General features: G+C 51.9%; 19 protein-coding genes. 4 read left to right on the forward strand and 15 right to left on the reverse strand.

Features of this window, described 5'->3' with window-relative positions:
• The first annotated feature begins 1,010 nt into the window (after positions 1-1,010).
• The 3 genes from LBW89_RS00005 (at position 1,011) to LBW89_RS00015 (ending at position 3,570) form a co-directional block, all read left to right on the forward strand.
• On the forward strand, positions 1,011-1,940 hold the full coding sequence (locus tag LBW89_RS00005) for a hypothetical protein (RefSeq protein WP_225038110.1): 930 nt from the start codon (positions 1,011-1,013) through the stop codon (positions 1,938-1,940).
• 110 nt (positions 1,941-2,050) lie between these two features.
• Positions 2,051-2,431, forward strand: a complete 381-nt coding sequence (locus LBW89_RS00010) for a hypothetical protein (RefSeq protein WP_225038111.1) — start codon at positions 2,051-2,053, stop codon at positions 2,429-2,431.
• A gap of 89 nt (positions 2,432-2,520) precedes the next feature.
• Positions 2,521-3,570 carry a LysM peptidoglycan-binding domain-containing protein gene (locus tag LBW89_RS00015; RefSeq protein ID WP_225038112.1) on the forward strand — a complete coding sequence of 350 codons (1,050 nt, stop codon included), beginning with the start codon at positions 2,521-2,523 and terminating at the stop codon, positions 3,568-3,570.
• A 20-nt stretch (positions 3,571-3,590) separates the two neighbouring features.
• Here LBW89_RS00015 and LBW89_RS00020 read toward each other — a convergent pair whose 3' ends face one another.
• The 11 genes from LBW89_RS00020 to LBW89_RS00070 form a co-directional block, all read right to left on the reverse strand.
• The gene (locus LBW89_RS00020) at positions 3,591-4,541 is read right to left on the reverse strand and encodes an FUSC family protein (protein WP_225038113.1); all 951 of its coding nucleotides are present in this window, start codon (positions 4,539-4,541) and stop codon (positions 3,591-3,593) included.
• A gap of 116 nt (positions 4,542-4,657) precedes the next feature.
• Positions 4,658-6,934 (reverse strand): glycosyl hydrolase family 95 catalytic domain-containing protein, encoded by a 2,277-nt coding sequence (locus LBW89_RS00025; RefSeq protein ID WP_225038114.1) that lies wholly within the window; start codon positions 6,932-6,934, stop codon positions 4,658-4,660.
• A 44-nt stretch (positions 6,935-6,978) separates the two neighbouring features.
• The gene (locus tag LBW89_RS00030) at positions 6,979-7,998 is read right to left on the reverse strand and encodes a zinc-binding alcohol dehydrogenase family protein (protein WP_148450160.1); all 1,020 of its coding nucleotides are present in this window, start codon (positions 7,996-7,998) and stop codon (positions 6,979-6,981) included.
• Positions 7,995-8,960, reverse strand: coding sequence for an aldo/keto reductase (locus tag LBW89_RS00035; protein WP_225038115.1), 966 nt, complete (start codon positions 8,958-8,960; stop codon positions 7,995-7,997). The genes LBW89_RS00030 and LBW89_RS00035 overlap by 4 nt, the downstream gene beginning before the upstream one ends.
• A gap of 19 nt (positions 8,961-8,979) precedes the next feature.
• Entirely contained in the window at positions 8,980-9,819 is an 840-nt protein-coding gene (locus LBW89_RS00040; protein ID WP_225038116.1) for an amidohydrolase family protein, read from the reverse strand.
• Between the two features lie 20 nt (positions 9,820-9,839).
• Positions 9,840-10,547 (reverse strand): response regulator, encoded by a 708-nt coding sequence (locus LBW89_RS00045; RefSeq protein WP_225038117.1) that lies wholly within the window; start codon positions 10,545-10,547, stop codon positions 9,840-9,842.
• Positions 10,525-12,291: a sensor histidine kinase gene (locus LBW89_RS00050; RefSeq protein WP_225038118.1), complete on the reverse strand. Its 1,767-nt coding sequence runs from the start codon at positions 12,289-12,291 to the stop codon at positions 10,525-10,527. Before LBW89_RS00050 ends, LBW89_RS00045 begins: the two co-directional genes overlap by 23 nt.
• Positions 12,292-12,394: 103 nt before the next feature.
• Positions 12,395-13,960, reverse strand: coding sequence for an extracellular solute-binding protein (locus tag LBW89_RS00055; protein ID WP_225038119.1), 1,566 nt, complete (start codon positions 13,958-13,960; stop codon positions 12,395-12,397).
• A 62-nt stretch (positions 13,961-14,022) separates the two neighbouring features.
• Positions 14,023-14,910, reverse strand: coding sequence for a carbohydrate ABC transporter permease (locus LBW89_RS00060; RefSeq protein WP_148450166.1), 888 nt, complete (start codon positions 14,908-14,910; stop codon positions 14,023-14,025).
• 18 nt (positions 14,911-14,928) lie between these two features.
• The gene (locus LBW89_RS00065) at positions 14,929-15,912 is read right to left on the reverse strand and encodes an ABC transporter permease (RefSeq protein ID WP_148450167.1); all 984 of its coding nucleotides are present in this window, start codon (positions 15,910-15,912) and stop codon (positions 14,929-14,931) included.
• Between the two features lie 236 nt (positions 15,913-16,148).
• A complete protein-coding gene (locus tag LBW89_RS00070) occupies positions 16,149-17,030 on the reverse strand; it encodes a LysR family transcriptional regulator (RefSeq protein WP_148450168.1) in 882 nt (293 codons plus the stop codon).
• Between the two features lie 123 nt (positions 17,031-17,153).
• On the opposite strand from LBW89_RS00070, the gene LBW89_RS00075 reads away from it, so the two are divergent.
• Positions 17,154-18,113 (forward strand): NmrA family NAD(P)-binding protein, encoded by a 960-nt coding sequence (locus LBW89_RS00075; protein ID WP_225038120.1) that lies wholly within the window; start codon positions 17,154-17,156, stop codon positions 18,111-18,113.
• An 87-nt stretch (positions 18,114-18,200) separates the two neighbouring features.
• Here the strand turns inward: LBW89_RS00075 and LBW89_RS00080 are convergent, their stop codons facing one another.
• Genes LBW89_RS00080 through LBW89_RS00095 form a run of 4 tightly spaced genes read right to left on the reverse strand, consistent with a single transcriptional unit; the run spans position 18,201 to position 24,183 of the window.
• Positions 18,201-19,631: a family 43 glycosylhydrolase gene (locus LBW89_RS00080; RefSeq protein WP_225038121.1), complete on the reverse strand. Its 1,431-nt coding sequence runs from the start codon at positions 19,629-19,631 to the stop codon at positions 18,201-18,203.
• A 36-nt stretch (positions 19,632-19,667) separates the two neighbouring features.
• Positions 19,668-20,444, reverse strand: coding sequence for an alpha/beta hydrolase (locus LBW89_RS00085; RefSeq protein WP_225038122.1), 777 nt, complete (start codon positions 20,442-20,444; stop codon positions 19,668-19,670).
• Between the two features lie 41 nt (positions 20,445-20,485).
• Entirely contained in the window at positions 20,486-21,670 is a 1,185-nt protein-coding gene (locus LBW89_RS00090) for an SGNH/GDSL hydrolase family protein (protein WP_318249331.1), read from the reverse strand.
• A gap of 44 nt (positions 21,671-21,714) precedes the next feature.
• Positions 21,715-24,183, reverse strand: coding sequence for a TIM-barrel domain-containing protein (locus LBW89_RS00095; protein ID WP_225038123.1), 2,469 nt, complete (start codon positions 24,181-24,183; stop codon positions 21,715-21,717).
• Between the last annotated feature and the right edge of the window lie 107 nt (positions 24,184-24,290).

Genomic DNA, 24,290 nt, shown 5'->3' on the forward strand with positions numbered 1-24,290 from the left:
CTGACAACAATACTGATAACTAGCGTGATCTGGAGTTTGGTGGGGAGGGTTCCCCTCCCCACCAAATCCCCCATTCATCTACCCTTGATGAATATTCTACTGCTTACACAAACTTCTTGACGCTACCCTAAGGGAGGCGGGTACGGCCATTAGACCCTTCGTTTGACCGCTGTTTTCTCGATGGAGGCGAATGCCGGAATAATGGCCCAAAAGGCCGCTATTGCAGCGCAGCGAGAACCTAGGAAATTTGTAGTGGGTGCATGCAGAATTGAGCCCGCCTACGCCGAGGCGAAGAGTCTTAAAAAAGTCAGCATCCTGTCCGTTCTGTGTGCCCTCCATACAACCTTGATAACTTCAAATTCCTGCATATCTGCATCTTTTTTTCTTGTTCGGGGCCAAAATTTGAAAATTCCTGCAATTCTGCAGGAATTTCCTACGAAACCGACTCACTTCTCTAAAATCGCTAGAAAAGCCTGCAGATTTGCATCTTTTCTCGCATTCCACCGTGGATCGGCTTAAATACCTGCAGATTTGCATCTTTTTCGAGTTAGAGACTACCGAAAAGAGCTAGGCACCCTAAACGCCGTGGGACTAAATACAGCCTATTCCCATTTCCCCCTACTACGATGCCTGATGAGGCGCTAGTCCAATTTGGGATAGCCGAAAAACGTCATCTCTCCCTTATCATTCTTGATAAAACGGTAAGGTTCGATCTGATCGCTATATCTGCGCGCAAATAACCCGTCGACTACCGGATAAATCTCGATATGCTTAAAAATCCCATAACTCCAAGTACCGGTCCATATATGTTTTTAGCTTCAACCGCATTTCTTGCACCAAGTCCACTCCTTTCGTATCCTGCCAGACCTTTATTCTAGCATTGGCTCTAACGAACCCCACCCTAAATTCGACCTACTAGATTAGTCCAAACAGACCTTTCGACAAATTCCAATTTTATGATAATCTGGTTTTTGGTTAAGAAAACATATAGAGAATGGAGTAGAGAACAAGTGAAAAAAATGGCAACCGTCCTGTTTTTCTCCGTTTGCTTGCTGATGAGCTCAACCCCTTACACGGCCAGCACGGCGAACGCGGACAGCGGGCGTACCAAAGCTTTATGGGTATGGGACTTTTATGAAGCGGCCGCGGATTCGAACAAGATCACCCAGTTATTGAGTTTTCTAAAAGATCATGAAATCAATTTACTGTTTATCGGCACCCGAAGGACGCTGCCGGATCAACCCGCTGCTTACGAGGAGCTGATTCGGCGTGCGCACGCCAGCGGGATTCGCGTTTTCGCGCTCGTCGGAAGAGCCAACTGGGCGCTGGAAACCCATCACCGCGAGGCTTTGGAAGAGCTTCGTCAAGTTCTTCTGTTTAATACGTCGCACCCGGCCACGAAATTTGACGGTATTCAATATGATATCGAACCCCATACACTCCCCGAATATAAAACCAGAAGAGGCTCCGTAAGTTATCAATTTATTCAGGTGCTAAAGAAAATCGCGAATCAAATTGCCCTGCACGACAAAAACCTGGAATTCAACGCGGCGATCCCGTGGTGGTACGCCACAGGGGAAAACCCGGTCATTGTTGAGACCGGCGGAGAAAAAAAGCCTTTGAGCTATTTTGTCATAGATATTGTGGACACCGTATCCATCATGGCATACCGCAACACGGCCGACCGGCAAATTCGCGCCACCCAGGCGGAAATCGATTATGCGGCCAAAAAGGGAAAGAAGGTATATATCGGCGCGGAGACCAATCCTCCCAACGGAGGCAGCATCCCGAACGAAATTACCTACTATCACGGGGGGCGGGATTACATGAACCAGCAGTTAAGGACGGTATCCTCTTTTTTTGCGGACCATTTCGGGTTTGGCGGAATTGCGATTCATGACTATCCCGCTTATAAAGAAATGATCCGGATGAGTAGATGAGTGCCTGTTCCAGGTTTGCATGTTAGGATAAAGGTATATGACAGTAGGGGAGGCGCATCCCAATTCGTGAAAAAAAGACTTTGACTGTCGCGGCGGTCATCATCGCCGGTATGGTCCTGCTTGCCGGCCTGTTCGCGGGGTTTAAAGCGATAAGCCAAAGCTCAAATTACGGCCTCCAATTAGGGAAAGAAGTAAACGAGGAATACCCGAGGATGCGTGATAACGGTAGGGAATTTAAAAATGACGGCGTGCTCACCGCGCTGGCCATTTTCCCGGATGGAGACAAGAAAAAGAATCTGCGTGTCTCACAGCTTTACGTAACCAAAAAGGGCGATTCAACCGTACTCCAAAAAGAGGACATTCGCGTTACCGAGGATTTAGCGGCTTATCCCCTGAGATTGAAAAACTTGGCATGGCCTTCAGGCGAATACACCCTGTATTTCAAAGTCGGTCAGGAGATAGAGGAATCTATCGATTTTATTCTGAAGTAGTCCTTACGGCGGCTTCCGGGGGCACCCCATCTCACCAAAATAAAATAGGCGAATATAATAACTCATCCCGACAACGAAGGAGAGTTTATATGTATCGCCCAATCAGTCAATGCCCCTGGGGAATGCCCTATACCGTTCAGCCGGGGGATACCTTGTTAGCTTTAGTCGATAAATTTAATGTGTACTGGGAGGACATCCTGTACTATAATCCGTCCATTCAGGATCCGAATGTTCTATATGTGGGACAGCAGCTCTGTATCCCTACCGGGACCTGTCCCCCAGGTTCCTTCACGTATACCGTTAAACCCGGAGACACCCTTTACCGTATCGCCCGTTTCTTCCAAGTCCCTTTGCCCAATCTGATTCAGGCCAACCCTTTTCTCAACCCGGATCGACTGATGATCGGCCAAGTCATCTGCATTCCTTCGTATGAGCTATCGCCAGTGCATCACAACGGATCTGCTCGTCCCAACCGGAGCCGTTGCGGCCTTCATTTTTGGAACTATACCCTGCAAAAAGGGGACACCTATTACGAATTGTCGCAATGGGTCAAAGTAACTCCGGACAGACTCATGTCGGCTAATCCCGGCATCCCGCCCCAGGCCCTTATTCCCGGACAAAACTTGTGTATCCCCCTGCCTTATTGGAACGCCGCTCTCCCGCAATCAAAAGGCATCGATACCGGATATTCGCTGATCGAAACGGCCTATTATATGAGCAGCAGTCAAGGTTATTACTTCTATGTACTGCCCGAATATACGGCCCAAATTTCCACTAAACCCCGGCAAGATCATCTTGTTTCCCATGACGGACAATCTCATGTAACGATTACCCGACTTTTTTACGAAACCCTTAACGTTCACGACATGCGCGAGTTTCTGAGGAAAGAATTGAGCTTGCTCGGACCCGTAAAAGAAGTTGCAGCGGATGACCGTGAACCTTTTTTCAAAACAGCGGCGATCTTTTTGTCTGCGGATGTGGAAGAACGAACAGAACAACGAATCGTTTTGTTTTTGGGGGATATGGTGCTGTACTTCAAAATTAGTCTGGCGATGCGGGAAGCCTACGACGAACTCGCCAGGGTTAACGGCATGTTGAGAACAATCCTCCCGATTCCCGACCCGTCATTTCACGAATAAGAACAAGTAAAATAAGCATTCTACTCCGGCACTTCCACCCGCCGGATCATTTGCTTAAGCGGGACCGGCAGTCCGAGCTCCTGCATTTTGTTATAGACCCAATTCACGTGGTAATCGTAGACGATTGCTATCCTGCGCCCAAGGTCTGTTTCCGGATAAGCCGCCGCTTCGACCGCGGTTGGAGTTTGAACGGCACGGTCGCAATCCATGGACTTCGCTTTAACCTCTGTATTTGCAGCGAACTTCAAGCCATGCTCGTCCACGATCCGCCGCAAAATAATCAAATGCTCGTAAATATGCCGGTAGGATTCAATTTCCTCGCCGATTTGCTCCATCGTGTCACCGACGTCTTTTTTTAGATGAAATTCGTCTTTACACAGCCGGTAATATTTCTCCAAGTTACCCAGTTCGGAACGAAGTCTCTTGAGATCGACCTGTTCCCCGCGGCCGGCGATCTGTCCAAACACATCGGCCATCCGTCTGCCCAACGCTTTGCGTTCTTTGTGCAGGCTGACTTCATGTTTGGGCGGAAAAACGGCATAGTTGACGATCACGGCGACAGCGATCCCGATCAGAGTATCCGTAATCCGGTTGATCCCATAGAACAACGGGCTCTCCCCTGGTTGAAGATTAAGCATGATGGCAAGAAAAACGATGCAGCCGATGGAAACCGATTTGTTCCATTTTAGCAGGTTGCAAACGTAGATCACGATCATCACGCCGATGGCGCAATAAACTGCGTTTCCCGGCTCGATAAAAGCGAAGCCGGCGCCGACGATCGCCCCGACGACCGTGCCCATCGTCCGGTATTTGCCCGCCGTAAACGAATTGGTTACCGAATTCTCCATCGAAATGATCGTGGCGATCGCCGCGTAAAAGGGGTACTCCAGCTTTAACATCGCCGATATCAGGATACAAATGCAGATAGCCAGACCTGTCTTAATATTGCGTAAACCGATGATCCACTTCAACTATATCAACCCCAACCCAAATTCAAACTCAGACCCGTATTATATCGGATGTCGTCTCAGCCCTTCAACTACAAATCGCCGCCGAACGGCTGTTCAGCGGCGATGATCGGGAAGTTTCACGAAAACTCCATATTATGGGGTTCGGTGAACGTATAGGAACGGCCTGCCCTTCCTTCAAACTCAACGGTACCAAGACCGGGGGCTTCGACGCGGCATGGGCCGGAAACCGCGCAGGTCACCACCGCTTCAGTTACACAACCGGCCTTCCAGGCGAAGTCGACGGTAAAGCCCCCGCGCGCCCGAAGTCCCGTGACGCTCCCCTCGCTCCAACTGCCCGGCAAAGCGGGAAGCAGCCGGATTACCCCGGTGTGACTTTGCAGCAGCATTTCGGCAATCCCTGCCGTCCCGCCGAAATTACCGTCGATTTGAAACGGAGGGTGGTTGTCGAACAGGTTGGGCAGCGTGGAATGGTCCAGCAGCGCCTTCACGTTCTCGTAAGCCTTGCCCCCATCCTGCAGTCTGGCCCAGAAATTGATAATCCATGCCCGGCTCCAGCCGGTATGGCCGCCCCCGCTAGCCAGCCTGCGTTCCAGCGTCGTCCGCGCGGCTTGGGCCAGCTCCGGCTCGCGCTCCACACTAAACCCTTCGCCCGGATAAAGGGCAAACAGGTGGGAAATGTGGCGGTGCCCCGGTTCCACCTCCTCGTAATCCTCCATCCATTCCTGAATTTGCCCGTATTTGCCGATTCTCGGTCGGGGCAGCCGCTTTAAGGCGGCGGCTAGTTCCCCGCGGAAGACCTCGTCCCGTCCGATGATTTCCGCACTGCGGATGCAGGCCTCAAACAACGCTCGGATAATCTGAAAATCCATCGAAGCCCCGGCGCAGAGCACCCCTGTCTCGCCATTTGGCAGCTTGTAGCTGTTTTCCGGAGAGACGGACGGACAAGTAATCAGGCGTCCTTCGTCATCCTCGATCAAATAATCGAGCAGGAACAAGGCCGCTTCCCTCATCGTCTCATACACTTTCGCGAGAAAAGAACGATCCTCGCTGAACCGGTAATGCTCCCACAGATGCAGGCACAACCAGGCGGCGCCCATCGGCCAGAAGGAAGCTGGAAGATACGAGTCCTGCGGCGCCGTGTCCGCCCAAATATCCGTATTGTGGTGCGCCGTGAACCCCCGACAGCCGTACATTACGCTGGCCGTGACCCGCCCGGGCTCCCGCATCCGTTCAATCAAATCGAACAAAGGCTCGTGGCATTCCGCCAGATTGCAGGATTCCGCCGGCCAATAATTCATTTGCGCGTTAATATTAATCGTAAATTTGCTGTCCCAGGGCGGGGTAAAGCTGTCATTCCAGATGCCTTGAAGATTTGCGGGCAGGGAGCCCGGTCGGCTGGAGGAAATGAGCAGGTAACGACCAAATTGAAAATAGGTTGCGATCAGTCCGTCATCTTCTTCCCCCTTCCGGAGCAGTTCCAGCCTTTCGTCGGTCGGCAGCGCGCCTTTGCCCGGGCTCTCCGGCAGCGTCAGGCCGACCCGCCCGAAAAGCTGGCGGTAGTCCGCGACATGCCGGGCCAGCAGTTCGGCGTAAGGCGTCCGGCTCAGCTGATCCAACCGTCGTTTGCAGGAAAGCTCCGGATCCGGATAGCGGAACGTCGTTCCTGCGGCAAGCAGCAGCGTGACCGCATCCGCTCCTTCCACCAGCAGATATTCGCCCAGGGTCCGACAGGTGCCGCCTTCCGGAATCGCTCTCAAGACGGCGCAAAAAGAACCGCCGCCCTTCCCCCCGCACTCTCCGCGCATCACCAGCCCGCCTTGTTCCCATTTCTCCGACTTCTCCAGGTATCTCCAATTCTGCCGATTAAACCGGGCCTTAAAAGATACCGCCTTCTCCTTGTCGGCGGAAATCCGGATGACGAGGGTCTGATCCGGGTAACTGGCAAACAGCTCGCGGGTATACCGCACCTCGCCGATTCGATAGGCGACTCGGGATATTCCGCGCTCCAAATCAAGCTCCCGCTCGTAATCTTCGGCCGGATTCCCGTGCTGGCCGAACGACAGCAGCAAATCGCCGAGCGGCAAATAGTGCCGCTGCGTTTCGGGCAGTCCGGCCATCGTCATCTCTGCCAGCTCCTCCGCCTCCCTCAGCCGTCCCTCCATAATCAGCTTGCGCAGTTCGGGCAAATGGACCAGTGCCTCCTCGTTGTTGCGATCGCGCGGACCCCCGTACCAAACGGAATCCTCGTTAAGCTGCAGCCGCTCCTCGGCCGTACCGCCAAAGATCATCGCGCCCAGGCGGCCGTTTCCGATCGGCAAAGCCTCGTTCCATTCCGACGCGGGCTTTCTGTACCATAATCGGTGCTTCCTTTCCCTACCAGCGATACTCTTCATGTTCCTCCTCCATTCCACCGGATCGTCGTAAAAATGGTTTGCGGTTAATCCAGTTCCACCAATGCTTTGATCACTTTCGATTCAGGCTTCAGCCAACTGTCGAACTGCCCGATCATGTCTTCTAACGCGCTTCGGTGGGTAATGTAGCGGCCGATGTCGATAGAGCCGTCCGTTATGGCCGCATACACCCGCCCGAAATCCTCGCGCGTGGCGTTTCGGCTGCCCTGAAGCGTCATTTCGCGCGCGTGAAAATCGGGATCGTTGAAGGTGATCGTGCTTTTCACCAGTCCGACGTAGGTCAAAGAGCCGCCATGACCGACTAGTCCAAAGGCGTTTTCCATGGACGAGACGTTGCCGGTTGCGTCGATGACGAATGCCGGGAAGCTGCCGTCCGTCAACTCGGCCAGCCGTTTCTTCGGCTCCCGGAGCGCGCTGACCGTATGCTCGGCACCAGCCCAGCCCTTGCAGAAGTCCAAACGCTCGTCGTTCACATCCATCGCGATTACCTTCGCGCCGGCGTAGCTGGCCATCGCCATCACGCCAAGCCCGATCGGCCCGGCGCCGATGATGAGCGCCCGATCCCCGGCGCCAAGCCCCGAACGGCGGACGGCGTGCGCGCCGATCGCCAGCGGCTCCAGCATCGCCGCCTGATCCATCGTCAGTCCTTCCGTCTTGATGAGGCTCGATATGGGCACGGCGATTCGCTCACGCATCCCACCGTCCGTATGAACGCCCAGCACCTTCATATGCTGGCAGCAGTTCGTTTTCCCGCTCAGGCAGGCCCGGCAATGGCCGCAATGCATGTACGGGATAACGCTGACCGGGTCGCCGGCCTGCAGCCCTTCCCGGTTGTCGCCGATCTGCTCGATCGTACCGGCCAGTTCGTGGCCGAGCACGCGCGGGTAGGTAAAATAAGGCTGATTGCCCCGGTACGCGTGCAGGTCGGTTCCGCAAATGCCGATTCGCCGAATCCTTACGATCGCCTCGCCCTCGCGAATTTGCGGCTCGGGCAGATCCTCCCGAAACGCGAACCGCCCCACTTCCTCACAGATGATGCCTTTCATTGGAACCGCCCCCCGATCCGCCCGGCCGGATCTCCGCCCCATTCCGGGCGTCCGCTCGGCCATGTTGCGCCATCGACCGGCTTCAGGATGTCCAGTACTTCCCGCAGCAAGGATTCGTCCATCGGTTCTTCCGTCCACAAAATATTGTTGCGGATATTTTCCGGAGTTGCCGTGCTGACCAGCGTCGTCGGTATACGTTCATCCGCCGTGGAGAATTGAACCGCCAGCTTCGCGATATCCGCTCCTTTGCTCCGGCAATGTTCGGCGGCCCGTCGGCAAGCGGCCTTGATGTCCTCGCCCGCAGGATGCCAATCCGGCACGTCCCGGTTGCTCAGCAAACCCATGGACAGCGGCGACGCGTTGATCAGACCGGTTCCCTGCCGTTCCAAAAGCGGGAGAAGACCAAGCAGTGTAGTATCGTTCAGCGAATAATGGCAGTACGATAAGATAACATCCAGAGCGGTACGGGACAAAACCGCTTCGAAGATCTTCAAGGGCAAGCCGGACACGCCGAAGAAACGGATTTTGCCGGATGTTTTCAACTGTTCGAGCGCGGGAATCCCTTCCTCCACCACCTGCTCCAACGAACCGAACTCGATGTCGTGCAGCAGCAAAATATCGAGATAATCCGTCCCCAGTCTCCGCATGCTTTCCTCCGCGCTGTCAATCACCCGCTTTTTCGAGAAATCAAATTCATCCTGCCCGTAACGCCCCGCTTTCGTGGACAGAATATACCGGTCCCTCGGAATCGCCCGCAGCGCTTCGCCCAGCACGGTTTCCGCCTTCGTCAGGCCGTAATAAGGCGAAACGTCTATCAGATTGATGCCCATGTCGATGGCGGTATGGACCGTACGTATCCCCTCATCCCTCCGAACGTCCCGGAACACGCCTCCCAGCGAAGACGCCCCAAAGCTTAACGCCGACACGTTCAGCCCGGTGTTCCCCAACTTTCTGTATTTCATCGCAAACGTTCCTCCCATCTCAAATTTCATTCAATTTGTAAAATTTCGCGGCGTTGGCGCCGAAAACAGCGTCGATCGCTTCTGCCGGCAGCCGGTCTTCCAATGCCTGCCGCAATATGTCTACGACTTCATCATAAGTTGCCGCCAGAAGACACACGGGCCAATCGCTGCCGAACATCACCCTTTCGGGACCGAACAAATCAAGCGTTTCATGAATGTACGCCGTGAAATCTTCTTTTTTCCAACCCTGATGATCGGCTTCCGTCACCATCCCGGACAGCTTGCAGTATATGCCCGGATACCGGGCGATTTCCGCCATATGGCTCCTCCACGGCTCCAGAACCCCCGAAGCGATCGGCGGCTTCGCCAAATGGTCGACGACGCCCCGAAGCCCGGGAATTACCTCCAGCAATTGGATAAGCTGCGGCAGTTGATTCGCCAGTACTAGCAAATCAACCGGCACTTCCTGTTCCGCAAAGTATGAAAGCGCTTCTATATAGGCGGGTGATAATACGGTGTTTGGGTCCTCCATCTCCTGAATCATCACGCGGAACCCGATAAATTTCGGATGCTTGCAAAACCGCTCATACTGTTTCTTGTAGGATGGGTTCTCAAGATCCAGCCACCCGACCACACCGGCGACGAAGTCGGCCGTTTCGCTTAATTCAAGGATAAATTCGGTTTCCTCCATCGTTGGCGCCGCCTGTACCAAAATCGTTTTGCCGATGCCGTGTTTTTGCAAATGCGGTTCAAGGTCGGACGGCCCATAATCGCGGAACAGCACCGGCATTTCCGGCGTGATCCAGCCGTAATCGTTCCTGTCGATCTTCCAGAAATGCTGGTGAGCGTCAATGCGCATCGAAACGCCTCCGTTTCATTTTATTCTGACGTCCGGGATGCTCCCGGCGTGATCCCCGTATACTTCTTAAACACTTTGGTGAAATAATGTTTGTTCTCAAATCCGACCCGCCGTCCGATCTCGCTTACGGAAAGATGCCGGTGCGTCCCCAGCAGTTTCTGCGCCTCCTTGATTCGGAATGCGTTCAAATAATTCACAAACGTGTCGCCCGTCACTTTCTTGAACAAGCTGCTGATGTAATTCGGATGAAGTTTCATCAATTCGGCGAGATGATCCAGCGAAAGATCGTTCATATAATGATTTTCTATATAAGCCAGAATACGTTTCGTGTGCCGTTCGCATTCCGAATCGGCTTCGGTAGGAAGCTCCTGATCGATATGCGTCAGCAGCCCGGCAATCTCATTTTTGTCAAGCGGTTTCAGCAAATAGTCCACCACGCCCCAGCGCAATGCTCTCCTTACGTATTCGAAATCGTCGTAGCCCGTCAGGATAATAAACCGGTCACACAAGCCGCTCCCTTTGGCCTCCTCCATCAGCTCGAATCCGTTTTTCTCCGGCATGTGGAGATCCGTAACCGTGACATCCGGCATATAACCTTTCATGACTTCAAGCGCTTCAAAAGCGTTGCCTGCCTCGCGCACCTCGGTACCGAGGGGAGCCGCGTCCTTGATGACCTTGACCAATCCCCCAAGAATAATCGGCTCATCATCCACAATCAATAATCTCATCGTTGACCCGCCGCCCCTTCGATATGATGATGGTGAGACATGTTCCCCGGCCTTGCTCGCTATCAAGTGCCAGACGCGAAGCACCGCCGAAAAACGATTTGACCCGCTCGTTAACGTTAATCAGACCCACGCCTCCCTCCATCTCCTGGACGGAATGGGCATCGCTTTCCTCCGTCAGCCGTGAACGGAGCCTGTGCAGTCGGTCTTCCGGAATGCCTATTCCGCTGTCCGAAACGCGGATTCGGACTTCGTCGGCCGTTTCCGACGCCTGAAGCTTGATCTGGACAGGGCGTAGCGTTGCGGAGGCCCCATGGATGATGCTGTTCTCGATCAAAGGCTGGAGTATGAACCGGGGACAGGCGATCTGCTCCGCGTCGACGGCGATGTCAATCTCGTAACTCAGCCTGCTCTGAAGCCGCATTTTGTGAATATTGAGATAGAAGACGACCGTCTCGATCTCCCTGGCAAGCACCGTCTGATCCTCCTTGGAAGACAGGCTGTAGCGCATCAGCTTTCCGAACCAATAGGAAATGTCGGCTACCTCTTTATCGTTGTTGGACTCCGCCAGCATTCGGATAGTCTCAAGCGTGTTGTAAAGAAAATGCGGTTTGATTTGGGCTTGCAGCACTTTATAGGCCGCTTCTTTGTTTCGCAGCTCGGCCCGGTGGACGTTGTTGATCAGTTCATCCATACGCCGGATCATCGAGTTGTAGGTCATGGTCAGAAACCCGATCTCATCCTGACGGTTCGGCCTGTCGTACTTGCTGATGTACTGTTTCATGTTATCATCGCTCAGGTTGCGCATATGCCTGGCCAGCCGAAGGATGCGTTTCGTAATGGTCGACGCGAGCGTATAATAAGCAAGCGACAAGGCCCCCAGTAGAAGGGCGATGGTGGAAATCAGAATAATTTCCTTGCGTTTAACCGCGTGAAACACTTCGTTTACTTTTCCGGTGACGACGACCCGGACGTCGAGCTCCTCGATGTAGAGCTGATTTACGATCGTTTTCCGGTTGATGAAATAGGCTTTCGTATCGTTCGAGCCGAGCTGTTTCCACGTTTCGTCGTCCATCCCGGCAATCGCGCCTTCCGCCGCCGGCAAACCTCTCTGCTTCGGTAACAGGAACGCGTTCCAGTTTCCTTCCCCGCCTGCCGCGTTGTAAAATTTTCGAATGAGACCACCGCTCACGCGGAGTTCGAGGAGCCCGATGACCTCTGTAAAATCCGGGTTGTAAATGTTCTGATAAAAAACGAGTCCCGGTTCCCGGGCTCCCGGTTCGGGCACCCCCCATACGCCTTGACCGGGCTTGAGCAAACCGGCGATCTCCTTGCTCTGAGGGTCCAGAGCCGATATATCGATAAACCGGTCGGTGATTTGAAGCACGCGCTCCTTTGTTGTATAGATCCTGAACATTTCAATTTCCGGATTGGCGTACAGAGACTGTGTAATTATAGGACTGATATACCGATTGTACGCGTAAATGCTGTCCGAGTCGGATTCATAAATGCCGCCTAAATAATCCGTGACATACGGGTTATATTGCAGCAAGCGATGGATGGAGTCGATTCGGGTCAGGTCCGCCTTCATGTTTGCCTTGGCCTGTTCCAATATTTTTTGCCGGCTCTCCACGAATTGTTGGGTCAGGTTGGCGTAGATTTGAACATAGTAGTAATAACCGAACGTGACGACCGGAATAAAAATCAGGATGACATAGCCTAAAATGATTTTGCGTACAATGCTCACGGTAACGATTCCTCCCGCTGCCGATTTATTTCCTCCAACCTTGCCATGAGCAAGCAAAACCCGGTAGAGACTGACGTCCCTACCGGCTGCGGCGGCCTCTCGCTTACTCGAACAAATCCTTCTTCTTCTGATAAGTCTCGTTCGCCCAATCGACAAGCTCTTGCAAGCCCATATTCTCGGCGGTCTTTATCATATTCTCGTATTTCGCGACGGCCTCCTCTTCGGAATTCGCCAGGTAAATTTTAACCTTCTCATTCTTGATCATTTCGTCGATCTTGGTTTTGAGCGTCTTTTCTTTGGAATCCGGCTGGGTCTGGATCAGACCGATCGCCGGTTTATAGGTCGTAATGGCCTTTGTCTCCATCAGGGCCTGTGTCTTCTGCGTGCCGGGAACATAGGACAGCATGCCTTCCGTGACTCCGTCGTTGTACAGGTACCACCATTTAATCCCATTGCCGTTGATGAAGTCGGCATCGGTCGGATTGTATTTCAGATCCGGATAACCCGCCTCGTTCCATGTCCAATGCTCGCCCTCGACGCCAAACATAGTCAGTTTTTTGCCTTCGTCGCTCGCCAGGTATTGAATGAACTTGATTGACGCCTCCGGATCCTTGTTTTTCTTGGTAATGAACGTGCCGGCAAATCCGAGCCCCGTACTTACGACCTTCGCGTCTTTCGACAAGGCGCTGGGCAGCATTTTGAACGTAAATGAGCCTCCGCCGCTCTTGATTTTGATGTTATCCGAGTCCGCCGCGGTCACGGTATAGCCGTGGGCGAACGCTTTGCCGCTTGTCACGTACTGGTCGTCGATCTGGTCGTTGGCGAATGCGAAATTTTCCGCCAGAATGTATCCATTCCGGTATAAGCTGTTCATAAATTTGAAAAAGTCCAACATCTTCGGCTGTCTGATGGAGTAATCCACTTTTCCGTCCCGTTCATACCAGCCGTCCAGGAGGGCTTCGGTGCCGAACTGCTGCAAAAAATACTGCTCAATCCATTCTTTGTCCATGATCAGCGGGACCATATCGGGATACTTCTCCTTGACCAGGCCGAGCACTTTCGTGAAATCGTCGAGCGATTGAATCGGCGGATCGCCGAGCTCCTTCAGGATGTCTTCCCGCACCGCTATGCCGGGATTGCCGTCGCTGCCGATCGAATATTTATGTTGAGCCATTTCCTCCTGCGTAGCGAATGAATTCCGAACCGTATAGAAGTTGCCGTCGTCCATCGTATGGATCGCTATTCTTGTCGGATCGATTTTGAAATCCGGAGCATATTTCTCGATCAATTCATTCCAGGGATAGGACAGCTTCGCGTCCGACAACCGATTGATATTGGAATACGTGAAGACGAGGTCCGGCAGATCTCCGGAAGCAATCATCAGCGGCAGCTGCTTATCGTCCGTCGCGACGGTAACATTGAGCTTGACCCCCGTTTTCTCCGTAATTTTTTCGGCTACCGGTCCTTTCCATTCTTTTACCGGGTACCATGGCGCATCAATGAATAGCGATAACTCCTTCACGCCTCCGGATTTCTCCGGCGACTCGCCGCCCTGCTTCGCGGTTGCGCCTTCGCCTTTACCGTTGCCGCCGCAGGCGGACAGCAGCGTGAACGCAAGCACCACCGCCAACGCCGCCGAGAGCAGCTTGTAGCTATGAACTGTTTTCAATGGAACCCCTCCAATGGTATATGGTTATTTTGATGTAAGCGCTTAAAAATGGAAATGATTTTCTACCCTTTCACAGAGCCCAGCATGATTCCATGCACAAAATATTTTTGCAAAAACGGATAAACGCAAATGATCGGAACGATGGAGACGACCATCGACGTGACCTGCAGCGAGAAGCTCGTAACCCCTGCCGAGGCCGAAGCGCTGTTCGCAACGGCAATGGCATCCATTGGCGAGTTGCTCTTGTTGATCACTTCCATCATGCGGTAAGTAAGCGTTCTCAAGTTTTCCGACTGTACGAAATAAGCGGAGTCCAGCCATGAATTCCATTGGCCGACGCCCATGAACAATGCCATGGTGGCGAGTACCGGCGTTGAAACCGGAAGGATAATCCGAAAAAAAATCACGAGTTCGCCGGCGCCGTCCATATGCGCCGATTCCTTCATCTCGCCGGGGATTTCGCGAAAGAACGAGATGGCGATCAGCAGAAAAAACGTATTGAGCATGGATGGCACAATATATACGGCAAATGAATTAAGCAATCCGATCGAGCGCAGCACCACGTAATAAGGAATCAAACCGCCGGAGAAGTACATCGCGAAAACGATGATCGAAAAATACGTCTTGCTGAACAACAAATCGCGGTGCGAAAGCGCGTAAGCGACCAGGCTCGTCAGCAGAAGCCCCAGTGCCGTACCCGTTATCGTCCGGGCAACCGTAACCAAAAAGGCGCGATACCATTTCGGATCTTCCAGAAAAATTTTATAATTCTCCAAAGTAACGCTTCGAGGCCATAAATAGACGCCTCCCAGGAGCGTATCGGAGCCTTTGTTGAATGAGGCGATCAGCACATAATAGAACGGGTACAACATGGTGAGCATGATGATAAACAATACAATGTAAATCACGCTGTCAAAAAGAAAATCCTTCTGTTTTTGGCTTTTGAGCACCCCCAACCCTCCTTTTTTCTAGAATAAGCTTGACCCCGAAACTCGCTTGGCGATGAAGTTGCTGGAGAAAATCAACACCACCGAGATGACGGACTGTATTAGATCGATCGCCGCAGCATAAGAAAAACGTCCGTCGCTCAGGCCGACTTTGAACGCGTAGGTCTGGACGATCTCCGATGTCGGATTGTTGATGCTGTTGCCGAACAGATAGGCCTGCTCGAAGTTCGAACCGACCAGCCCGCCGCCGAGAATGCTGCCGATCGTCAGGACCAGCACAACGACGATGGTTCCTTTCATCCCCGGGAGCGTGATATAACGGATGCGCGCCAGTCTGCCTGCGCCGTCAATCTCGGCCGCTTCGTAAAGCGAGGGATTGATTCCCGTAATGGCCGCCAGGAAGATGATTGTCCACCAGCCCATTTCCTTCCAAATCGCGCTTCCGACGGCAAGCCCCCAGAAGTAATCGGGACTCGTCAAAATATTGAGCGGTTTGTCGATCAATCCGGCTTCGACAAGAGCTCTGTTCACCATGCCGACGTCCGCGGACAGAAAAGCGTAGGAGACGCCGACAACGACAACCCAGGAAATAAAATGCGGCAAATAGCTGATCGTCTGAACGAACCGCTTGAACGCCATGTTCTTCACTTCGTTCAGCATGATCGCGAGCAGGATCGGCGCCGGGAAGGCAAAGATGACCTTCAGAAAGCTCAGGACCAGCGTGTTGCGGACAATCGTGGCAAACTGATAATCGTGAATGAACTCATCGAAATACCTCAGGCCCACCCATTCGCTGGTAAAGATCCCCTGAATGCCGTTTGAAATGCTGTAATCTTTAAATGCCATCAAAATCCCAAACATCGGCGTGTACGAAAAAACCAGCAGAAAAATCATGCCGAGTCCGACAAATGCATGCAGTACCTTTTGCTTTTTGAACCGCTTCCACAGTTGGCTCCGCCGGCCACCCTGAGCCGCAGGGCTCGTCAGCGGTGTATCCAGTTCCATATGCGCTCCTCCTCAAAGTTTTGTGAGCGTTGCTTCCCGAATAAGCTTCGTGCGAAACTTACTTCGGAAGCAGGGGCTTTACAACTAGTCTATCCTCCCGGACTTTATCGCCGTAAGCCAACATTTTTAAGAAAGCGTTGTCATTTTTTCAATAGCCCGCCTTGTTGCCGGACAAAGAGAAGCCTAAAAAACCTGAAGCCACAGCAAGGATTCCCCTTGCCCGGTTCAGGTTCGATTTAAGTGAATAACTCTCTAATATTTGAGATCCAGCGTTTTACTTCCAAGCGCTCTTCGCTTCTAAGGCAGGCGATCCCGTAGATCACTTCTTCAGTGTGGCTTAAAGGAACGAAGACGATCTCGCTATCCTCTCCAATCACAAAGTCCGGCAGAACCGAAATGCCAAGATCACTCTTTATCATGGTATGTACGGTATTAATGGTATCTCCGTAGGTATAGACGGAATCCGGACAATTCTCAATGATTTGCCTATGCAGCCTTTTTAGGGTTGGGGGAGATTGGTGATCATCAAACAAAACGAGCGATTCATGATTTAATTGTTCGACGGACAACTCTCTTTCCTTCGCAAAAGGATGATTCGGGGGCAGTATACAACCATAAGACCCTCGATGCACGGGGTAAAAACAAAAATCAGTATCCTTTCCCAAATTATCTTCTGTAGTAAAGACGATATCAAACTTTTGGTTCAAAAGGTCTTCTTTCTCTCTTGTCAAATTAGACTTTTTTAACTGGATTTGGATCTGCGGATATTGTTCCTTAAACCGCTTAATAAGGTCCGGCAAGAAATTCTTCTCAAAAACAGTCTCCGTGTATCCGATGATCAAAGTACTTTCATATTTCTCCGAAAGCCGTTGTGCTTTCTTAATGGATTGGTCCAACCGGAATAGAAGTCCTTCCAAATCTTCGTAGAAGCTATGCCCGGCGATCGTCAGATTTACGGTTCTTTTGTTGCGGACAAACAAAGTGATTCCCAGATCATTTTCTAAACTTTTAATATTATGGCTTACAGCGGGCTGGGTCAAATTTAATTTCTCCGCCGTTGTCGAAAAATTCAGTGTTTCAGCCAGAGAAACAAAACATTTGAGTTGCTGTATATTCACTTGTAACACCCTTTTTAATATATAAATCCTTTTTATAACTCATAACATAGGGTAATTTCACACCAGTGTCAACCTGTGCTACTCTTTAATTGTGAAAATAATCACTAGAGAGAAGGAATGAAAATGCGTTATATTGTAACCGGCGTAGACGGTCAACTAGCAAGCCGTGTAGCGGAAACGGTGCTCGCGGAAGTGGATGGTCGAAATTTAACCTTCACATGTATGAAGAAAGACAGAATTCCCAAAGATACGGTTCAACGTTGGGAAGGTGCGGGCGTTCAAATCTTCGAAATCGATTATGATGACATTCCGTCCATGGAACGGGCTTTCAAAGATGGGGATCGTATCTATATCGTCTCTGGGCTTGAAGTAGGCAAAAGAGTCCAACAGCACAAAAATGCGATTGATACGGCAATCAAAGCAGGGGTTTCACACATCACCTACAGTTCTTTTATCGGTGCGACAGATCCCAATTACGCTCATGTTTTTGTAACTCCGGACCATACTGCGACTGAAAACTACTTAAAGTCGACAGGCATTGCCTATAATGCAATGCGAAATAACTTATATCTGGAAAACTATCTGACCATGTATACGATGTTGGCCCTCATGTCCGGCAATAAGTGGTTGAGCACGGCCGGTGAAGAGCGGGCTACTCTCGTCCACAAAGATGACTGCGCACGGGCCGCAGCCGCAGCCCTGCTCGGAAAAGGCGAAGACAACAAAGCTTACAACATCGTTGGATCAGAATCCGTTTCCGTAAGGGATCTGTGCAATCTTATCAAAGAGGTTTCCGGCAAGGACCTGGAGTATGTCCCTGTGAATGCGGAGCAATATTACGAGCACCTGGAGAAACTGCACATTCCCAGAGAAATTACCGGAGACTTCTCCCGCTCGCCTGTCCCATTCTGCGGCGATGATCTCGTGACAACCGATGCCAGCATTAAAGAAGGGCTATTAAACGTTCATTCCGATGCCATTGAAACTTTAACTGGACAAAAGCCAAAAACGGCAAGAGATATTATCGATAAATATAAATATATTTGGGAGAACAATATCCAAAACTGGCGCGATATGAAATAGAAACTCGGTCAGATGGAAAAAGAACAAAAAGCGGCCTCTTCGCATCCCTGCGAACGGAGACCGCTTTTTGAATTTGAATTGGTGTTCCTATTCATCTCCAAGTAATGTAAATGAGGACAGACTTGCGCCTCCCGAACCTCTATAAGTAAAATAAAGCGCTTGTATACCGTCCGGAATGACGACATCGGCAGCATATTCCGTCCAGATATTCGAAAATTGGACCGGTATACTTCCGAGAGCCGGGCCGTCCCATGACGTTTTAACCTCAAAGACCCCTTGGCAGTAACCGCGTACCTTGATTTTAACCTTCCTGATTCCACGGCAGTCAAAATACTTGTAACCGGCCGTAGCGGAATCCGTCATATTGGCGATGTACCCGATTTCTTCATCCCCGTCTTTTCCATCCTGGGTTATTTTCGGGAATCGGCTATCCAGCCACGCCCCCGAGCCGAAACCGCCGGTATACAGCGCCTCGTCTTTGCAAAACAGATTACATGCCAAGTAAGCGGGATATTCCCCGCGCCCCGCAAGCGGCCCGCCATTCGGACCGCAGGAGGTCATCTCCACCTGTGGAATCCTTCCGTCCTCCCTGAAAGTGATCGGTTCGAGACAGCCTTGCCGACTGAAAGCTGTGCCGTTGGTATGTCTATGGTAAAAAACAAACCAATTCCCGTTGATTTGGACGATGCTTCCATGATTATTCCCGCCGTAATACATAGGTTTGCCCGCCGGCTTGTAGGAATCAATATAAAGATCGTTGTTACTTACGACAATCCCCCGGTAGACAAATCCTTTCGTCGGAAATTTGCTGGTGGCATAGCACAATTCATGCATGGCGATCGAGGAATAGATAAGATAATAGGTATCGCCTTTCTTCCTGATGGAAGGAGCCTCAAAAAACTCATGTCCTTCAAACCCGCTGCCCTTGCTGTATGGTTCGCTCGGCGCGACAAATACCGGTTCTTCCACGATCGTCAGCATATCGGGACCCAGCACCGTGGCCATGGCCCCGTGTCTGGATTGGTCTCCGACTGCACAGAAACCGGTATACAGATAGGTTTTCTCTCCTTCCGTCAACACGCCCGGATCAAACTGGGGCTCGTCGCCTTCTCTTTCTCCCAGACGTGTGCCGTCCGCATACCTGACGTAACCGTAAAATTCATATTTGCCGGCCGGTGTATCGCAGACGGCTACCGAAACGATAGAAACCTTATCGAGAACATAGTAGAGATAATACCGTCCATCCGGACCGACGGTAACGTCAGGCGCATAAAGGCACATGCTGCCGTCCGGATTAAGCGGGTCATCCGTTTTCTTGTAAATCACACCTTCATATCGCCAGTCGCCCAAATCGTCCACGGATGCCGACCAGCACACATAATCGTTAATACAAAACACGTCTCCGTTGAAACGGTCGTGCGAGCCGTACACATAAACCCTGCCGTTAAAAACATAGGGTTCTCCGTCAGGTACATATTCCCATGACGGCAGGTAGGGATTTAATCCTTGCTGTTTCATTTCACGACGTCCTCCTCATCAACTGCGGCACTCTTCTCATTTTGCAACTTTGAATAACCGTTGGGAAAAATGATACAGATCGTTTTTCCACACGAACCAATCGTGGCCTCCGCTTTCCTCAAACCATATGTGAGGTACACCGTGCTCCGCCAAATAAGCATGCGTCCGTTCGCTGATATGCTTGAGATCATCCTGATCTCCGCAAGAAAGCCACAGCAGTCGGAGAAGGGCCGCGGCTTCCTGCGGATCGGGAAATAGCCGATCGGGAGTTTTGGTATTAGGCGCCGGGGAAAAGGCTCCGATCCAGGCAAACCGGTCGAGATGGTTCGAGCCGATGTTCAAGGACTGCCCGCCGCCCATGGACAAGCCTGCGATCGCACGGCTCTCCCGGTCTGGCGATACCGAGTATTTCGACTCGATCCACGGGATCAGATCCTGGAGCAGGTCGGATTCGAATCTTTCGAACGCCCGAATCTTCTCGGGGTCGAAAATATCTCCAACGGGACGGTCGTCCGGCATCGCTCGGCCGTTGGGAAACACGACGATCATGGGCTCCAGCATGCCGTCGGCGTAGAGGTTATCCAGGATGATCTGGGGCTGCCCATGGTTGAACCATTCGTTTTCGTCCCCTCCAATACCGTGCAAAAGGTACAATACGTTATAAGTTTGGTTTGGGGAATATCCTGGGGGCGTATATATCCGCGTTTTTCGGGAATTCCCTACCGTTTCGGAGAAATATTCCACCATCTCCACATTTCCGCGGGCAATATTTTCCCGGTACCGATCGAAGCCTTCCGGAGCTGTCGTTCCCATTCCATTCTCTCCTTTCGTATTTTCCTTCAAAAATGAATTCATTACGGCGAATAGCCAAATCCCAGGATTGTAAACCGCTTATTCTGTTGTCCGTCCGCCATTGTAATCTCCACCGTGTGTTCGGCGGACTCCCGCTCATTGTATAGGATCACGGCATGGCAGTGAGTCCAGTTCACTTGATGCGGATCGGCTACCCTTACCATTTTCCCGTCCACCCCTATGTTTGCGCTGCCAAATTCCGCGTCCCCCGAATCCTTGTAAACCAAAATGAGCCGTTTGCTCCTCAGGGTCATCCTGAACGGAGCATCCCCTGCTTCGGCCGTGTGCATCCAGTTATTGGGGAATTGAGGTGTCCCCAAGGAATGATCGTCCATTTCCGCCAACTGCAGCTCGGCATCGGTCTCCCGAAAGCTCCCCTCATTTATTCGTGCGATACTTGGGCCATTTAGTCGGTCCAGCAGCCGTATATCGATAAAGTCGTTGCCAATGGCCGGTGGCTTGTGGATGGATATATCCTCCTCGTCCGAGACTGCCCGGTCGGTTACATCGAATAAACGCCCCAGACAATCGGCCATAATCTCGTGTCCCCGATTAGTAGGGTGATACATATCGGCGAAAAATTCCTCCTTGGACACGATGTTGCCCTGCTCACGGGTCCATTGAAACTGCTCCACGACGGCGTCTTTTATACTGACCATCGGAAGCTGATAATGCCAACCGACAGGGGCGAGCCGATCTTGGAGATTCCAGTCGTTTTCAAACACACTGAACAGCAGGATTACCGCGGGCTTGTTGTCGGCGCCAAGGGCTTTAAGCACCAGACTTTCGTAACAATTCCCTTCGGTTTCGTCGTCCGCATCGTTGACGGCAAACTCCACGACGACGATATCCGGCTTTACCGCACCGTCCCCGGTCACATCACGATCATAACGGACGACCCCCAGTTCCGACGGTGTACCCCCCAGCCCTGCTTTGACCAGGTGAATGGAGCTGCCGTCGGCGGGCGCGAACATTCGCTTAAAGAGCTGGTACGACCGGTAAGCGTAACAATTCGTCGGCAGCGGCTCCGCACCCGCCCCCTGCGTAATTGAACCCCCGATATAAGCGATCGTAACTTGCTCGCCTCTTTTCGCTTTCTCGATGGCCCTCTTCAATCTTTGGTTATTGCCTTGACTTAAAAGCGATTTCGCAATCATCCTGCGATAAGCCGATTCCTGAGTCGACATTGCAGCTCCTGTTTCATCAACGGCATCCGATGAAGGTCCGGTCATCATCCATCCTCCTTTCCCATCGAAGAGTCTAGAAATAGCACAGCGTTTTCAACTTGATCTTCTCTCACGACCACAGCGTCACCCCGGTAAAAAACGATGCATTGACCAGCTTTGCCGGCGATTTCAACCAAGAATTCTCTTTCGTTAGGCATACCGTCGAAATTGCCGTTCCGTCCCCCTATCGTTAGTGTGCGCGCAGCTTCGCACCAGTGCATCTCAATCAAGGAGTACGAACCGGACTCGTAATTGTAGGTATCCCCTTCATCTTCATAAAGTGTGAATTCGGCATCCTTGCCGGGGTATACTTTCAGGCGTATGGGCGCGCTCGGCAGTTCGTCGGCGAATTGGAGATCCGGTCCGACAGGAATAATCGAGCCGGCGCGGACATAGAGCGGAAGCGTCTCCAAATCGGCTTTCGCCTCGATCGTCTTGCCGCCCTCGATTCGTTCGTCGCTCCAATATTCGTACCATTCACCGGCCGGCAAATAGACATTGCGAAACTTACTGACGTTATGCAACTTGCAGGAGCCGGGACCGTAGTACATCGCTGTTGTGACAGGCGCGACAAGGAACGCCGGGCCGAACATAAACTGATCATCGATGTTGTGCACACGCGTATCTTCCCGGTAATCAAAAGCCAGCGCCCGAAACATCGTATAGCTTTGATGCGCGACCGCCCCCGCAAGTGAATAGATGTAAGGCATCAGCCTGTATCGGAGCTTCAAATACTTCACCAATGTGTCGTAAAACGGCTCGCCCGGCTCGCCGAATCGCCAAACTTCCCTAGGCGTATCCGTACCATGCGAACGGAACATGGGGAGAAAAGCTCCCCATTGGAACCAGCGGACATAAAGCTCGCGGTACCCCAGGTCCGCAACTCCCTCGTTAAAATCCCCGTTCCAAAACCAAAGGTCCGGCTTATTGTGAATGAAAAACGCTCCTATATCAAGCGTCCAGTAAGGAGACCCCGTCATGCAAAAGTTAAGACCGTCCGCAATTTGCTTTCTGAGCGTCTCCCAATTGGCCGATATATCACCCGACCATGTAATCGTGCCGTAGCGATGCTGCCCGGCAAAAGCGGAACGCGTCAGATTCACAACCCGTTTACTGGCGGTTACGGAGCGTTGTCCTTCATAGATACCTTTGGAATGCAGCAGCGAATAGGCATTGATATACTCCGGGTCAAGATAAAGCTTGGATTCGGCCGTGTTGGTCAGCATTCGCAATTCGGGCTCCGGCTTCACCGCTCCTTTCCAGTCCGCTTCGAACGGCTCTGTACAGTCGCACCACCACGCGTCTATACCATGAGAAAACAGTCCGTCATCCGCTTGCTTCCAATACAATCGGCGAGCTTCCTCCTTGAAAGGGTCGTATGTGGCCTGGTTTCCGAGCAGAAAACCGGACTCGCTCATTTCGCGATGATTGTCACCCCCTTTTCTCATGGTCGGCCAGATCGATACCATCAATTTGGCGTTCATTTCATGCAACTTGCGCATCATACCCGAGGGGTCCGGAAAACGCCGTGAATCCAGAGTCTTTTGTCCCCACAGTTCGCCTTCCCACGACTGCCAGTCCAATACAATGCAATCCAGCGGCAGTTTGCGCTCCCGATACTCCTGTACGATAGCGATCAATTCCTCCTGGGACACGTATCTTTCTTTCGACTGCACATAGCCGTAAGCCCACTTCGGCAGCATCGGCGCTTCGCCCGTTAAAAAGCGAATGCCGGCTACAATCCGATCGAATTCCGGACCGTAAATAAAATAATAATCCATCTCGTCGTCAACATCGGTCCAGATGTACGAACCAAAGGAGTCGTCGTGAAAGCTTAGATTCGAACAGGAGTCCACCAAAATTCCGTAGCCGCGCGTGGACAACAGCACGGGTACAACCGCTTTCATATTTTGTTGGTACAAGTATTGATGTTTGCCCCGAAGGTTCATCATCCCTTCTTCATGCGAGCCAAGCCCGTACAGTGCCTCCCCGGGCTGCCACTCGAACTCCAGCTTGGTATGATAGGCCCGCCTATCGAAAATGCGGTTCATGCCTTCAACTCTTGCCCGAAGCCCATCCGCTCCGAGATTATTCTCAACAGAATCCTTGGAAACGTCGAAGATCGTCCGGTAAACGTCGGTGAGCTCAAGCGTCTTGCCTCCTCTGGACGGTTCTTTCGCCAACAGTCCGCCGCTCGCCTCCCAATAGCTGAAAGCGCAGGTCGATTTGTCCACCCGAATCGTGAGCACATCGGTGGTCAGTTCCAGATCCCCGGATCGTTCCGTAACCGTCCATGGAACATCCTTCCTCTCCTGATGCTCCACAACTACTAGGCTCCGTTTGCTGCCAAACTCCGAATCCAAGGTGTAACGAATTCTTACGATGCCCGCCGCGCAAAAAGCGATATGGATGATCCCATCGGAGGTGTCCAACTTAACGCCGTTCGATTCGATCTGATATTGAACCAGCTCCAAAATTACCGCTCCCCTTCCCGATGGATTTGAATTAATATAATGATATTATTGTTGTTTTCGCAATATCTAGCAGATAATTACGTTTCTTGATCACTATATTACGGTTT

Origin of the sequence: Paenibacillus sp. alder61, from assembly GCF_020179875.1 — a bacterium.
Taxonomy (GTDB): domain Bacteria; phylum Bacillota; class Bacilli; order Paenibacillales; family Paenibacillaceae; genus Fontibacillus; species Fontibacillus faecis.